Source organism: Streptomyces sp. SID12488 (assembly GCF_010548275.1).
Taxonomy (GTDB): domain Bacteria; phylum Actinomycetota; class Actinomycetes; order Streptomycetales; family Streptomycetaceae; genus Streptomyces.
Window position 1 is genome coordinate 102,982 of record NZ_JAAGLT010000026.1, and the last position, 15,444, is coordinate 118,425.

The 15,444-nt window shown below is 67.1% G+C and carries 8 protein-coding genes and 3 pseudogenes; 4 read left to right on the plus strand and 7 right to left on the minus strand.

Annotated elements, in window-relative coordinates:
* Position 1 precedes the first annotated feature (1 nt).
* The 7 genes and pseudogenes from G3I56_RS31570 to G3I56_RS31600 form a co-directional block, all read right to left on the minus strand.
* Complete coding sequence (locus G3I56_RS31570) at positions 2-850, minus strand: SUMF1/EgtB/PvdO family nonheme iron enzyme (RefSeq protein WP_164414961.1); 849 nt, start codon at positions 848-850, stop codon at positions 2-4.
* A gap of 10 nt (positions 851-860) precedes the next feature.
* Positions 861-2,519 (minus strand): DUF885 family protein, encoded by a 1,659-nt coding sequence (locus tag G3I56_RS31575; RefSeq protein ID WP_164414963.1) that lies wholly within the window; start codon positions 2,517-2,519, stop codon positions 861-863.
* Between the two features lie 275 nt (positions 2,520-2,794).
* A pseudogene (locus G3I56_RS44230) lies at positions 2,795-2,980 on the minus strand (MbtH family protein); the annotation flags it as partial.
* A 202-nt stretch (positions 2,981-3,182) separates the two neighbouring features.
* Entirely contained in the window at positions 3,183-4,259 is a 1,077-nt protein-coding gene (locus G3I56_RS31585) for a TauD/TfdA family dioxygenase (protein WP_164414967.1), read from the minus strand.
* 271 nt (positions 4,260-4,530) lie between these two features.
* Positions 4,531-5,817, minus strand: a complete 1,287-nt coding sequence (locus G3I56_RS31590) for an MFS transporter (protein ID WP_164414969.1) — start codon at positions 5,815-5,817, stop codon at positions 4,531-4,533.
* A 67-nt stretch (positions 5,818-5,884) separates the two neighbouring features.
* Positions 5,885-6,901 (minus strand): ketoacyl-ACP synthase III family protein, encoded by a 1,017-nt coding sequence (locus tag G3I56_RS31595; RefSeq protein ID WP_164414971.1) that lies wholly within the window; start codon positions 6,899-6,901, stop codon positions 5,885-5,887.
* 938 nt (positions 6,902-7,839) lie between these two features.
* A pseudogene (locus G3I56_RS31600) lies at positions 7,840-8,160 on the minus strand (transposase); the annotation flags it as partial.
* 178 nt (positions 8,161-8,338) lie between these two features.
* On the opposite strand from G3I56_RS31600, the gene G3I56_RS31605 reads away from it, so the two are divergent.
* The 4 genes and pseudogenes from G3I56_RS31605 (at position 8,339) to G3I56_RS31620 (ending at position 15,397) form a co-directional block, all read left to right on the plus strand.
* Entirely contained in the window at positions 8,339-8,992 is a 654-nt protein-coding gene (locus G3I56_RS31605; protein WP_164414974.1) for a 4a-hydroxytetrahydrobiopterin dehydratase, read from the plus strand.
* A 221-nt stretch (positions 8,993-9,213) separates the two neighbouring features.
* A pseudogene (locus G3I56_RS31610) lies at positions 9,214-10,309 on the plus strand (integrase core domain-containing protein).
* Positions 10,310-11,349: 1,040 nt separating this feature from the next.
* On the plus strand, positions 11,350-12,765 hold the full coding sequence (locus tag G3I56_RS31615; protein WP_164414976.1) for an arabinofuranosidase catalytic domain-containing protein: 1,416 nt from the start codon (positions 11,350-11,352) through the stop codon (positions 12,763-12,765).
* A gap of 187 nt (positions 12,766-12,952) precedes the next feature.
* Entirely contained in the window at positions 12,953-15,397 is a 2,445-nt protein-coding gene (locus tag G3I56_RS31620; RefSeq protein ID WP_239135217.1) for an RICIN domain-containing protein, read from the plus strand.
* Positions 15,398-15,444: the final 47 nt, after the last annotated feature.

The following is a 15,444-nucleotide window of genomic DNA, read 5'->3' on the forward strand; positions in this document are numbered from 1 at the left end:
GTCACGACGTGCACACACGGAAGCCGAGATCGAAGCAGCTGTACTCGCGCATCGAATAGCAGCGCGTCGTGGGGCTGACCCAGCGGGGCGTGCAGTCGTTGAAGAACGACCCGCCCCTGATCACTCCCAGCTCGAAACTGCCTGCCTTGGTACTGATGACCCTCGGCGCGCTGCTCAAGTAGGGGAACTTGTGCCAGGGCGAGGATGTCCATTCCCAGACGTTGCCGGCGGTGTCGGCCAGCCCGTTCGGGCCGGACGCCTGCGGGTAGGCGCCGATGGGCGTGGTGTCGCCGACCAGCATGCTGTGATTGCAGCTGTCCGGAGTGGGCGGGGTGTCGCCCCACGGGTAGATCCGGCCGTCGGTGCCACGGGCGGCCTTCTCCCACTCCGCCTCCGTCGGCAGCCGGGTACCTGACCATGCGCAATAGGCGAGGGCGTCGGTGTGGCTGACGTGCGTGACGGGGTGATCCGCCTTGTTCGCCACGTCCGATCCGGCGCCGCGCGGGGCTTCCCACGACGCTCCCTCGATTCGCACCCAGAGTTTTTCCTGTCCCGACGTGGTGATGTCGTCGCCGCCGATCCAGACCCAGCTGTGGCCGGCCTGCTGCGCCGTCGTGACATACGACGTCCCTTCGATGAAGCGCGCGAACTCGCCCACCGACACCGGGGTGCGCGCCATGCGGAAGGCGTCCACCTCGACCACATGGGCGGGTGACCACGGTGCGTGCTTGCCGTTCTCGAGTTCGTCCATGCCGATGGTGAAGGGGCCGGCTTCGATCGTGGCCCAGTGGGCGGGGTCGGACGGTTTCCGGCCTGTCTCGCCGGAGGGCTTCAGACTGGTCTCGGTCACGTGTGTTCCTTTATCCCTTGAATCCGCTGAGAGCTGGCTTGTTTGCTGTTGTTCCGTTCGGCGGGCAGGTGTCGAGGTAGTGGTTCCAGACCGTCGACAGCGGCGCGTAACCGCCCTGCAGGAGGCGTTCGTGGAAGTCCCTGAGTGTGGCCCGGTCCACGTCGTCGCCCAGCGTCCGCCGCCATGCGCGGATGCGCAGCTTGCCCAGCGCGTACATGGCGGTGGACAGGTGGGCGGTGGTGACCAGAACCTCGCGGACCGCCCGGTCAGGCGACCACAGGCATAGTGCCGTGGCCTGGCGCACCGCTTCCGCGAAGCTCCAGCGCCTCATGTGGACCGAGAGGTAGATCAGCAGTCGTACGGCGGCTTCGAGCGCCGACTTCAGCTGGGCGATCCGGACCCGGGGCCGACCGTCGGCGAACCCGAACTCGATCGCCAGCTCCTCCGCGTAATGGGACCAGCCCTCGGGGAAGCCGGCCGACCACCGGACGCAGTTGCGCATGACACCCGGCCGCTGGAGACCGGCCTCGGTGTGCACGTAATGACCGGCGAACGTCTCGTGCAACGCGACCACAGCGAGCATCGGGTCGTTCAGGTACTGGCGCCGCAGACTCCCGGGATCGTCGCCCCGAAGGTCGGGGACGTGCAGGAAGTGAGACTGCGGAACGCTCTCGAGCGGGCCCGCGACGTCGAAGACGACCTCCACACTGCTCGCGCCCGCCGGCGCGAGGACCACCTCCAGCGGCGTCGTCACCGACACCGGGATGATGTCCTCGCGGCGCCAGAACTCCTGGACCTCCTCGATGGCGGAGCGCACCGAGTCCACCACCGGGCGGTCACTGACCTGGTCGGCGAGCAGTCCGTAGGCCTCCGCGCGGCTGTCCGCGCCCACCTGGGCGGCCACCTTGTCGAGGGCCTTGACCAGCGAGGCGACTTCCTCCCGGGCCTCCTCCAGGAGATCGGTCACCGGCTGTTCCACGCCCTCCGTCGCCCGCAGATAGGCGCCCAGGAGCTCAGGGCCGAGGACGCCCCCGACCGGCGTCACCTCGGCAATGGCCCGCGTGTACTCCTCGCAGGCCACGGCGGCCGGTTCCGCGGCGGCGGCGACCCGGTTCAGGTCGGTCTCCGGGTGGTCGGCAGTGAGCCGCGCGGTGAGGCCGCGCAGCCCTGCCGTGCGATGGGCGGCCTGCTCCAGACAGCGCAGCCTGGCTCCGGCGGCCATCGTGGTGCCGAGTCCCTCGCGGGCTTGGTGCAGGAACTCCGGTACGGCCTCCAGATGCCTGCCGACGGCGTCCATTCGCTCCGCCACAGGGGCGTACGGTCCGCGCAGATAGACGGACACGTCGACCTCGGCGAACTGTTCCGGAGGCGCCGGGTGGTCCCATCCGAGGTGTTCCACCTCGAACCGCTCGGCCTCCAGGAACTTCAGGGCCGCGTCCAGGTCGGCCCGCAGGCCTGGATCCGCCGTCCCGGGCAGGGACTTGAGACCGCCGAGGACAGCGGTCCGCAGGCGGGTCAGACCCGCGGGGGACCGCGGACCCGGCTGCGGCAGACGGGCGTCGTACTCGTGCAGTCCCGCCCGGCGCGCGCAATGCGGGTACCGGCCGAAGATGTACGTCACCACCTCGGTGACCGAGGCTTCCGCCTCGCCGACTCCCTTGGCGGACATCGTTACGGCGCATCCGTTGTGGCGTGGGCCTCCACGTCGGCGGGCTCGGACTTCTTCGCGGCTGCCAGGATCTCGCCGTCTCCGTCGACAATCTCGCCGTCGAGCTGGATGAGCATCTCCCGGAGCTCATCGGGAGACATCGCCATCATTTCGTCGGCGTCGACAAGCTGTGAAAGGATCATGCGTCCTCCTGCGGCGGGTGCACTGGGCACCGGCGGTTGATGAATTACTGTTGTCCGGCTTGTGGGAACGGCTCGTTCGCCGACGGCGATGGCCTCGCGGACACTCCTCGGCGTCATGTCCGTCCACGTCTTCTCGATGTAGGACAGACAATGTTCGCGAGACCTGGCCGGACCGTCGGCCCTCCAGCCCTTGGGCAGCTCCCGCTGGGCCGGCCAGATCGAGTACTGGTCCTCGTCGTTCACGACCACGAAATAGTCGACTGTCTCGTCGTCGAACATTTCAAATCTCCCTTCGGTCGACTTGCCTGAATCGGTGGATCGAATTCAATGAATAAACTAGGCGGCAATTCCGGAGAATGTCAATAGTATTCACTGGAGGCATTTCTGGAAGTGATTCGAGATTGTCGAATTCGCCCCGTGGTCTATTGTTGAATTCTCTCCCGGGAAATGACGATGGAGAATCTCCGCGGTCTGACGGCGGTCACCCGCGCAGGACGTCGTCCCCGCGCGAGTAGTCGGTGTCGACGATGCGGCCGTCGAACGGCCTGCGGTCCTCGCTGCGCGACAGGTCCCGGGTCAGGGAGGTGCGCAGCAGCCAGCGGTCCGCGCCGTCCCAGTGGGCGCGGTAGGGCCGTCGGCCGTGGAAGGCCCGGTGATTGTCCACGAACAACAGGTCTCCCGGTTGGAGCAGCACCGGGACGGCCACCTTGTCCACGCACTGCTTCAGCGCTCCGAGCGCTGCCTGGGCCGCGTCGTCCATACCGGTGGTCTCGGCGAAGTCCGCACGGACTCGTGGCCGTTGCGGGCTGCCGCTGAGCACCTGGATCGGACCGATCTGTATGGGGTCCGTCGTGCCGATCCCATCGAGGAAGGAGGCGTCGACCGCCGTCTTGAACCTCTGTTCGCGCAGAATTCCGATCGTGTCCGCGTCGAGCAGGGGGAGGACTGACTCGATGGGGCTGAGCGTTGTCGCGGCAACTCGGTCGTGATCGGCACGCAGGCACAGCAGTGCGACAAAGTCGGGGCGATCCTCGGCGAAGGCGCTCTCCACATGGCAGGAGAGTTCCTCGGCACTGGAGACGGACTGCTGCGTTTGCTCGAGACCGCGTACCGGAACGACGTCCTGGACGACGGTGCCGCCCAGCTCGGGCTTGAACCCGTACTGATCGCCGACGACTGCCGAGACAATTCCGAAGATGCCCGCGGCGGTCAGCGTGGTCCCGGTGAGCGCTGCCGGGTCGGCCGGCGTGCTCGGGATGTCGAAGACCGGGCAGCCCCGGACCAGGAGACCCCCGAGGGGGCTGCCGTACCGCCGGAACATCCGTAGCCCGTCCAGCAGTTCGGCGGACAGGGACGAGGCGGCCCGCACCGCTCGCGCCGTGAATTCTTCGGGATCCGCCACGATGTCGGCGGTGACACAATGCTCCGCCGCGTCACGTATGCGGGCGAGTTCGGCGGATGAAAGGGAGAAGGTCAGTTCTGTGACTCCCTTCGAAACATCCGAGGGATTCGATGCCGTACGCCCGGAGACATCCGGCGCCGCCAGTACATCGCTCATATCGTTCTTCCTTTCGAGAATTGTGCGGGAGGCGGAGGCGCGCCGGTTCGCCGGCGACATCGTCGAGCCGGACCGGGCCGAGGAAGAGAGCCCGCATACGCCCGGGACTTCAGGTCGAAAGGCGCGCCGCGTGCGCGGCCTCGGAGCCCTCCGGCGGGAACAGGTCGTCCAGAGCCGGGTGGTCGGCCAGTGACATGTCCGGCAGCTGATGCGGTCCGAACCGGCACCCTTCTATGCAATCCGTCGGGTGAACCCACATCGGGAGTGCGGGTCAGTCGACGGCTGCGGGCTCGCCACCGACGACTGCGGCGTCCGCCGGGCCCGATCGCGGCACCCCGCCGCGATCCAAGCTGATGAGACGGCCGTCAGGCCCTCGCCGGACCGCGCGGATCGCGGGGACGAGGACGGTGAGGGCACAGGGAACGGCGATCAGAAGCGCGGCGCCCACCAGTGTTGGCCCCGTGCCCGACCGGACGGCCACAGGGCCAACCAGAGCCATGCCCAGCGGTGCCACGACCATGGAGAGCATCCAGTCGTAGGAGTCCACCCGCGAGCGCACCTCGTCCGGGATCAGTTCCTGCATGGTGGCGGTCCAGATGACGCCGAGGAAGGTCAGGCCCATGCCGCTCAGTACGGTCGAGCAGACGATGACCCAGGTCCCCAGGGGCTTTGCGAGCGCGAGCAGAGGCAACGCCGTGAGCAGCAGCGCCAGGTTGCCGGCGATCAGTGGCCGCTTGGGCTTGATGCGCAGAGAGACGAGCCCGCCGATGACGGCACCCGCCGCCGAACCGGACGCGATCAGTCCCCACGAGGACGCGCCACCGAGCTGATCGGCCGCGACGACCGGTCCGAGGACGAAGAAGGCCGCGACCGCGAAGTTCCACAGTGAATGGGCGATGAGGTTGATCCAGTACCAGGGACGCATCACTACCTCGCGCCAACCAGTGGACAGGTCGCCCCAGAACGAGGGTGAGGTCGACACCAGGCGCGGCGCAAGCCTGAGCAGGGAGAGCGAGACGGCGCTGATCACGAAGGTGAGCGCGTCCACCGCGAAGACCACACCCGGCCCCAGTCCCACGATGAGTACGCCGGCCAGCGCCGGTCCGACGATGGAGAAGGCACTGCCGGAGAAACCCATGAGGGCGTTGCTCTGCTGGAGCTCGTCCGTGCTGACGGTTTCAGGCAGCAGGCCGGTCGATGCGGGACCGAAGAAGGCCTGCGCGATACCGAAGAGCACGGCCCCGCATGCCAGATGCCAGATTTCGGCCTGGCCGGTCAACAGCAGTACGGCCAACGTGATCTGAACCCCTGCCTGCACCAGATCACAGGCCAGCATGATGGCCTGGCGGGGCAGCCGATCCGCCCACACGCCCCCGGCAAGGATGAACACCACCTTGGCGACAGTCTGGGCCGCCATGATGTAACCGATGTCCGCGGCCGATCCGCCGACCTCCAGCACCGCGAACACGAAGGCGACCGCCGCCACGGTGTTTCCGACGGAGGAAATGCTCTGCCCCGTCCAGAGAAGGCGGAAGGACCGCCCGGACAACGGAGACAAGGCCTCCATCATTCGTTCTCGATTTGCTTTTCCGGGTTCCCGCTGCTTCTCGTTTTCCGCCGGCCGGTCAGTAGTCACATTCCACCGGCCACTCCGGCTCGGCGGCGATCTCCAGGATCGCGCAACCGTAGCTGAATCCGACACCATCCCCAAACAAAGCCACTCGGTCCCCTATCGAAACCGATCCCGATTCAAGTAGGAATGTGAGACCAGCAACCTGGTCGCCGGTCCCGAAGTGACCGACAGTACGCCCCCATTCCCAGGTCGTCGCGGAGTCCTGGATCCCCATTTCCTCGCGGAACGCGTGGCCGGCCAGGAAGTTCCCGGCGTGTGCGAAGACCCACCGAGTGATGTCCACAGGTTTCACATCTGCGTCCACGAGTGCCTGGCGGGCACACTCGCGCTGGAGTTCGGCCATGGCCTTCAGCAGCGGAAGGATCCGGCTGCGCTGCTCATCCAGGAATTCTTTGCGGGTTGCATATTGCCTGGGTCGGGATATCGCGGTGTCCGGGACGCTGAAGGAACCGTCCCCCATGACGGCGGTGGAAAGCAGCTTGGCCACGCCTGCGCGGCGGGTGAGGATCAGACCCGTGCCGCCGTCACCCGGGATCGTTCCGGGGTCGGAGCGGTATCGGTCGCCCTCTTCCGCCGGGTGCTTTTCGCCGGTGGTCAGAAGAATCGCGGACCCGGTCGGCGCAACGCCGAGGTATGCCGACCCCATCTCCAGCGCGGCCAGTCCGCCGTTGCAGGCCTGGTTCACCTCGATCGCGGCAGTGCCGGACCGCAGCAACTCGCCCTGTATGTAGGACGCCGGCTGAATGTGCGGGGGCCCCTGGGGGGTGGAGTACGAGTGAATCAGCAGCTTGACGTCGTCCGGGTGCACCCGTGACCGTGACAGCGCCTGTCGGCCCGCTGTCACGGCCAGGTCCATCGCCAGGGCGTCGTCCGCCACGGACACTGCCTGATACCCGTGGGCCACCTGGTACTCGGGCTCGTATCGTCCGGCGGCAACCGCCTCGTCCGTGTCTTCCCTGCGTCCCAGGGCAAAGGCACAGGAGTCGACGTAGACATCGGTCCACTGCATGGGGTTGGCCTCCTTGCGGATTTACGGCGGGAGTAACAGATGTGTCCTGCGGGCCGTTTGGGCGGCGGGTCGGAGCCCGGTCTGCTGAATGCGTCCGGGACGGGGCGTGATCACGTCAGGCCGTATGCGCCTGATGCGGTCGTGTTCGTCGCCCGTCGGACTGGTGCAGCGCTCGCGCTGCCAGCCTTTCGGTTCAGCCAGGCCCGTCGACCAGATCAACTGCTCCCGCTCTTCATCGGCCACGACCGTGTGCAGTGGGTCCACTGTGCCCTCGCTGTCAATTAACGGCCCCAGTTCCAGGCCCAGTTGTCCGGGTCGTCGGAGACCGATTCCGCAACGGTCGCCTACTCGTCCGTCGCCGTGACGTGGGACGCACGGCAGCCGAATGTGGACGCCTGAAGCAGGATGGTGAATGTCATTGGAGGCGCTCACTCGATGCGTGATTCACCTTCGACCTCAGAAGGATTGTCCGCGCAACATATGCCGGAGAGGCAATCGGCGAGTGTGAACGAGGGGTTCGGCCCTCATGAAGAGGTCCGGCTGACAAGGCGGGCATACTGTGCCGCCACATATTCAGTCTCGCTGTTCAAGGGCCGGCTGTCATCCGTTTCGGTTGGCATCTGGCGGTCATGGCCCCCAACTGCCATCACCAGTTCGCGCCCTTGGGAGCCGTGCTGATGAGCTTGCGGAGCAGTGGACACAGCTCGAGCGGGTGGGGTCGCTCCTGGTCAGCCTGTGCTGTTAGTACTCCAGTTGCACTTCTCCATATGCCCTGGTCGCGGGGCCCTTTCGGAGTCTAGTTGACTGACGCTGCATCAGGTTGGTGGTGGTTCGTGACTCACTCGATCGGGGCGCGTTGAACCGGTTGTGGATATGGAGAGCGATTCCGAAGTCGGTCTCCACGATTCGAGGGGATTGACAGTTATTCAATTACAGGCCCCGGCCGTGCCGGTGTACTGGCGCTGGACAGCGACGGCGTGAGTCCCCTTCTTCGCGTCGCTGGTCTCGTCGACGACCAGCACCGCGACCTCGTCATGGAGGTGCTCGACCACGTATTCACGCACGTCATCGTGGACGGCATCGGCATCCCAGACGGCCCGGCACAGCAGGTGCTGCATGCCGTACGGGCTGGTCTCCCCGGCCCACTCCACGATCGTCCAGCAATTCTTGCGAGGCAGGTCAGACAGCAAACCCAAGGCCAACCGCCCGGCCTGCAGCCGGGGTTCATACCGGGCGAAGCGGCCCGCGATCCGGCTCATGGCCACCTCGAATGCCTCCCGCCAACGGGCGGGATCTATGCTGTGACCTGCGGCCACCGTCTCGTCGTTTGTCCGCACAACTCACGATGATCAACCGTGGCTGTACCCGCCCCCGCACCGGCCTCCACCAGCAAGATCACGATCGACAGCCGAAGCACCGGCCTGCGAACATGGCCTCATGACCAAGCTGACCGGACAGCAGATCGCCGACGCCGGACTGGACGGGTGGGTCTACCTGCTCAATGGGCTGCAGACCCGCATCCACACCCGGGACTTCGCGACCGGACTCTCGGTCGTCAACGCCATCGGCAATGAGGCAGAGGAGATGAACCACCACCCCGACCTCAACTTGCGCTACACCCATGTCGACGCACGGCTGACAAGCCACAGCGAGCACGGAGTCACCGACCGCGACATCCGGTTGGCCCGCACCATCTCCTCAATCGCAGTTAACGCAGGCGTGCAGTTGGAGTCCGCGAACGTCTCCCGACTTGAGCTCGCCCTCGACACCCCAACCGCCGAGTCGGTCCTTCCCTTCTGGGCCGCCGTACTGGCGATGGAGCATCTATCCGGGCCCGACTTCGGCGACGAGCTTCGCGACCCATCCGACGCTCTGCCGACCGTCTGGTTCCAGACATCCGGAAGCGAGGAACCCCGTCAGCGCTGGCACCCGGACGTGTGGGTGGATCCCGCACAGGTCCAGTCTCGTATCGACGCCGCACTCGCCGTCGGCGGCGCCCTGGTCAGCGACGCAGAGGCGCCGAGCTTCTGGGTGCTCGCCGACCCCGAAGGCAACCGGGTCTGCTTGTGCACCTGGCAGGATCGCGGCTGAGATCAGCTGGCACCGGGCATAGGCGGGCCTTACAACCACAAATGCCTCGGCGATCAGCTGGTCCATGCGCCAGATCCCAGCCAGCGACTTGACCTTGTCCTTGCCGAAAACCTCATCCGCCGAGGTGGGAGCCGGTGCGCGGGATGCGCGGGTTCTCGAGCACGGACGCTGGAATCGGTGCTCTCGCGGGACTGGCGATCACCCCGGCATGATGGCTGGTCGTGCTCCTGCGACTGGCTTACCTGACCGTGACGAACACGTTCGCCGTGCTGCGCCTGCTGCCCATGAGCGACTGGGACAAGGACACGGAGATTCTCGCCCTCCGGCATCAGATCACGGTGCTGGAGCGCCAACTCGGTGGCGGGAAGGTTCGGTTCTCCCCGAACGATCGCGCGTTCCTGGCGGCGTTGCTGCAGCCTGCCCGAGCAGGTGCTGCGCAGGATACGGCTGGTGGTGCGTCCGGACACCGTGCTGCGCTGGCACCGCGATCTGGTCGCACGCCGCCACGCTGCGCGCTCCCGGCCCAAGCGTCCGGGAAGGCCGCGGACCGCGCGCTCCATCCGGCTGCTGGTGCTGCGGCTCGCCCGGGAGAACTCCAACTGGGGGTACCGCCGCATCCACGGCGAACTCCTCGTTCTGGGCGTTACGGTGGCAGCCTCCACCGTCTGGGAGATCCTCCAGGAAGCCGGGATCGACCCGGCACCCGAGCGCGCCACGAGCACATGGGCGGACTTCCTGCGCTCCCAGGCCGACGCCCTGCTGGCATGCGACTTCCTGGAAACGATCACCTTGTCCGGGGCGCGGTTTTACGTATGTGCGGTGATCGAGCACGGCAGCCGCCGGATCCGGGTCCTCGGCGCCACCGCGCACCCCACCGCATCCCGGGTGACACAAGTTGCGAAGAACCTCGTCATGGACCTCGAAGACGCCGACTGCCGGGCCAAGTTCCTGATCCGGGACCGGGACGGAAAGTTTCCCGCCCTGTTCGACACCGTCCTCAACGATGCAGGGATCGAGGTAGTACTCAGCGGAGTACGGATGCCGCGTATGAACTCGATCATGGAAAGGTGGGTGCAGACCTGCCGGCACGAGCTGCTGGACCGCACCCTGATCTGGAACCAGCGACACCTGCTCCACGCGCTACGCGAGTTCGAAGACTTCTACAACTCCCACCGGCCCCATCAAGGCATCGCCAACGCCCGCCCATTACGCCCCTTACCGATGCCAATCAGCGATCCGGAGCAGATTACCCACCTCGACATAAAACGACGCCAACGACTCGGCGGCATCCTCCACGAGTATCGACATGCCGTCTGAACTGGGCGGATGAGCTTTTCGGCAGGCGCAGGGTTTCATCGATCAGCAGGCAGGGATCAGCGAAAGCCGTCGGGTGGAGGCACCCTGCAAAGTCGCCCGCAGGCACTGTCACCGTCGCTGCCACCGAGGGGCTTGCCTCGCCCCGCGGACTCGTCATCTTTGCGCCGCAGTGCCGCAGGATGCCGTAGCGCCCTACTGCCGCACCGAAGCCGAACACCCTGAACGCCCGACCGCCACGAGTACGCAGGGAGCAACACGCCGGGCTGCCGGGCCCGTCACGACCCTCGGCGTCTCACACCCTCCGTGGAGGCCGGAATCGAATCGGTTCCGCGCAAGCGCTTCGACGGGATGCCACGACCGGCGGAACATGGGGTCAATGGCGCGCCGCACAGCGAAGGCGGTGCCCACGCACGGGTGAAGGACCAGCGCATCAGCCGATTCGGTGCGCGCTGACCCCTCGTCAGCCATATTCGACGGCCACGCTCCTGCTCAGAAGCGTTGCAGGGGTGCGCCCGAGTGAGCGGAGCCCGGCCGTCGATCGGACCCCCGCGACCCGCCGCGCCGCCCCGACGACAGCGCGCACCACCGCTCGTCCACCCTCACGCCGAACCTGCCTGAGCGGCCCGGTGGAAGGGAATCCGGGAAGATCGGCGATCGAACCGATTCCGCGCACGAGGCGGACGGAGGATGTCCGGACCCTTGACAGCCCCACGGAATCGGGAGCACCGTCTCCCCCCGAAACCTCTCTGCAATCCCACTGCAAGAACGGCACCTTCAAGCGCTGCCGCATGTGCCAGCGCTCCCAGCACAGAACCCGACTGGATCCGCCGGCACGGTAGGGAGATCGGATGGGAACGACAGGTACCACAGGGACCGAACGCCACCACGTGCTGTTCGGGTGCGGTGGCGTCCAACGACTGCTCGCTGCGATAGGGCGCCGCGGAAGGCCGGGAAGTGGGCCGGACCAGGCATCTGTCCGTTCGTGGGAGCGCTCCCGCACCTCTCGGCCGAAAACCTTCGCCCGGGCGGGGGCCGCGGCCGTGCTCGCTGTCGGCGCGCTGGCCGGTGTCACGGCCACGACCGGGACGGCCCGGGCCGCCACCTCCGGACCGTGTGATCTCTACGCGGCCGGCGGAACGCCCTGTGTGGCGGCTCACAGCACGACACGCGCGCTGTACGCCTCGTACAACGGGCCGCTCTACCAGGTCAGGCGCGCCTCGGACAACACCACCCGCGACGTCGGCGTCCTGAGTGCGGGCGGGTACGCCGACGCCGCCGCGCAGGACTCATTCTGCTCGGGGACGACCTGTCTGATCTCGATCATCTACGACCAGTCCGGTCGCGGAAACAACCTCACGCAGGCGCCCGGCGGCGGTGCCGCGGGTGGTCCCGACAACCTCGCGAACGCGACGGCCGCGCCGACCACGGTGGGCGGTCACAAGGCCTACGGCGTCTTCGTGGCGCCCGGTACGGGTTACCGCAACAACCACACCAACGGCATCGCGACCGGGGACAACCCCGAGGGCATGTACGCGATCTTCGACGGCACGCACTACAACGGCGGCTGTTGCTTCGACTACGGCAATGCCGAGACGGACAGCAACGACGACGGCAACGGCACCATGGAGGCCATCTACTTCGGCAACATCAAGGTCTGGGGCTACGGTGCGGGCAACGGCCCCTGGATCATGGCCGACCTGGAGAACGGCCTGTTCTCCGGGGTGAACCAGCACTACAACGCGAACGACCCGACCATCAACTACCGGTACACGACCGCCATCGTCAAAGGCGGCCCGAACCACTGGGCGATCCGCGGTGGCAACGCGCAGTCGGGCAGCCTGTCCACGTTCTACGACGGTCCGCGCCCCAACGTCGCGGGCTACAACCCGATGCGGAAGCAGGGCGCCATCATCCTGGGCATCGGTGGTGACAACAGCAAGGGCGCCCAAGGCACCTTCTACGAGGGCGTGATGACCTCCGGCTACCCGTCGGACGCCACCGAGAACGCGGTTCAGGCCAACATCACCGCGGCCGGATACAGCAATGCGACCGGCGGGACGGGTACCGGCGCGCTGCACGCGGTGGGCGCGGGCAAGTGCCTGGACGTGCCGAACTCGTCCACCACGGCCGGCACGCAGCTGCAGATCTGGGACTGCGGCGGTGCCGCCAACCAGAGCTGGACGCGCACCTCCTCCAACCAGTTGACCGTATACAGCGGCAGCAGCCAGCTGTGCCTGGACGCGTACAACAACCAGACCACCGCCGGCGCCAAGGTGGTGACCTGGCCGTGCAACGGCGGCGCCAACCAGCAGTGGCAGCTGAACTCCGACGGCACCGTCACCGGCATCCAGTCCGGACTCTGCCTCGACGTCACCGGCGCCTCCACGGCCAACGGCGCCTTGGCCGAACTGTGGACCTGCAACGGCGGTTCCAACCAGCGATGGAACCTCAGCTGAGGGGAACGGCTCCAGCCCGTGGCCGGGTTCACCGCCGGCGACGGGCCTTCACCGACCCAACGTCCATGACCGGGTGCCCTCGCCCCGCCCGGAGGGTGCAGGTCATGCAGACGGCCCCGGCGGCCCTGGCGGCCGAACAACCACTGGGCCCCACACCAGGCGCCACCGCCCCCACTGGAGGATGACGATGTCCGGAGCCAGAGCGCTCCGCGGCCTCTGGGCCGCCCCCGTAGCTCTGTTCGCCCTACTCGCCGGGGGCCTGCCCATGGCCGGGGCCGCGTTCGCCGTACCGGCGGAGCGCCAGGCAGCGGCCGCCGACCTGTACGTGGCCCCGGATGCGGCTCCCGGCGGGAACGGCACCGCTGAGCAGCCGTTCGCGACGATCGACCAGGCGCGGCAGCCCGCGCACCGGCTCTCGGCTGATTCTGACGTCGTGGTCCACCTGGCCGGTGGCACCTACCGGCAGGCCAAGCCGCTGACCTTCGGCTCCGGCGACGGTGGCCAGAACGGCCACACGATCACCTACCAGGCCATGTCCGGGCAGCAGCCGGTCGTGAGCGGCGCTCAGCAGATATCTGGTTGGCAGGTGCATGATCAGAGCAGCAACATCTGGTCGGTCCACGTCGGCACGGGCGTGAACACGCGTCAGCTGTACGTGAACGGCAAGCAGGCACCGCGCGCGGCGATCCAGGTGCCCCGCTCCGGCTTCACCTTCACCCAGACCGGCCTGACCTTCACCGACTCCTCCCTCGACTACCTGGCCGGTCTCTCGGACCAGAGCCACATGGAAGTAGAGAGCCTCAACTCCTTCACCGACCGCTACGCGCCGGTCCAGTCGATCAGCGGCAGGACCATCACCATGCAGCAGCCCGCCTGGAACAACAACTCCTGGGGCTACGACACCATCAACGCGCCGTTCGCCGGCGGGACCATGTACCTGGAGAACAACTACGCGTTCCTCAAGCAGGCCGGGCAGTGGTACCTCGACTCGTCCACCGGCGACCTGTACTACCGCGCCCAGCCGGGGCAGAACCCGAACAGCCTCGACGTCGAACTGCCCCGGCTGCAGAGCCTGTTGGGCATCAGCGGCAGCTACGGCTCACCCGCGACCGGCCTGGGATTCACCGGCATACGGTTCACCGGGACCTCCTGGCTCGGCCCGAGCGGACCCGACGGATACGCGGACCAGCAGAGCGGCGCGCACATCACCGGCGCCTACGCCATGCCCGCCAACTGGCTCAGCACCTGCAAGTCGGGGTGCACACAGTTCGAGGCCACGCGGAACCACTGGGTGCAGATGCCCGCGGCCGTCCAGGTCTCCGCCGCCACCGGCATCACCTTCTCCGGCGACACGTTCTCCGAACTCGGGCAGGCGGGACTGGGCGTGGGCAACGACGGCGTCGCCACGGCCTCCGGCACCGGACTCGGAGCCAACGCCGTCACCATCACCGGCAACACGTTCACCGACATCGCCGGCAGCGGCATCCAGGTCGGCGGGATCCAGCCGGACGCCCACCACCCCGCCAACCCGCAGATGACCAACCAGAACATCACCATCAGCAACAACAAGGTCAGCGGGGTGGGCACCGACTACAAGGAGACCGCGGGAATCCTGTCCACCTACGTCACGAACGCGACGATCACCCACAACCAGTGCGACCACCTGCCCTACGACGGGATCGACATCGGCTGGGGCTGGGGGATGAACGACCCGGGCGGCAGCCAGGACTACGCCAACCGGGGCACGTACAACTACCAGCCGATCTACAGCACCCCCACGACGCTGAAGAACAACACCGTTTCCCACAACCTGGTCTTCGACACCAAGAACGCGATGTTCGACGGCGGCAGCATCTACAGCCTGTCCGCGGCTCCCGGTTCGGTGATCTCCGACAACTACATGTACGACAACAACCGCACCACGGCGCTGTACCTGGACGAGGGCTCCCGGTACCTGAAGGTGTCCACCAACGTGGTGCAGGACGCGGGCAACTGGGCGCTCACCAACGCCAACGCGAACAACCACACCGACGACAGCACGTTCTCCGGCAACTGGTACAACGGCGGCAACACGTATGTGGCGACCGGCCCTCCGCACAACAACGTCCTCACCGGCAACGTCCTGGTCAGCGGCACCAACTGGGCTCAGGGCGCCAGAGACGTCATCCAGCAGGCGGGCGTCCAGTCCTCGGGCGGCGGCTTCCCCACGGGCTACCACCAGTTGGTGATCGGCAGCGACAGTCTGTGCCTGGACGTGTACGGCAACTCCACCAGCGCGGGCGCCTCGATCGACCAGTGGACCTGCAACGGGCAGGGCAACCAGCAGTTCGAGTTCGTGCCGGTCTCGGGCGGCTACGGGCAACTGCGCGTGCAGCACTCCGGACAGGTCGTGGCGGTGGCCGGCGGCTCCACGACCGCCGGTACGCCGAACATCGTGCAGCAGGCCGCGGGCGGAGCGTCCAGCTCTCTGTGGCTGCCGGTACCGCAGTCCGACGGTTCGTATTCCTTCAGGAACCAGAACAGCGGCCTCTGCCTGGACGTCTACGGCGGCGGCAGCAACCTGGGCCAACAACTCGACCAGTGGCAGTGCAAGAACGCACCCGGCACCAACCAGGACTTCACCCCCCGCTGACCTGCGCGCGCCTCCAAAGGGCCGGCACGGACCGGCGGTTCGTTCAC

What these genes read in the sequence shown, in the direction of transcription:
- G3I56_RS31595 (WP_164414971.1), bottom strand. Translation starts at nt 6,901, where the DNA reads ATGCAGTGGACCGATGTCTACGTCGACTCCTGTGCCTTTGCCCTGGGA.
- G3I56_RS31575 (WP_164414963.1), bottom strand. Translation starts at nt 2,519, where the DNA reads ATGTCCGCCAAGGGAGTCGGCGAGGCGGAAGCCTCGGTCACCGAGGTG.
- G3I56_RS31620 (WP_239135217.1), top strand. Translation starts at nt 12,953, where the DNA reads ATGTCCGGAGCCAGAGCGCTCCGCGGCCTCTGGGCCGCCCCCGTAGCT.
- G3I56_RS31605 (WP_164414974.1), top strand. Translation starts at nt 8,339, where the DNA reads ATGACCAAGCTGACCGGACAGCAGATCGCCGACGCCGGACTGGACGGG.
- G3I56_RS31585 (WP_164414967.1), bottom strand. Translation starts at nt 4,259, where the DNA reads ATGAGCGATGTACTGGCGGCGCCGGATGTCTCCGGGCGTACGGCATCG.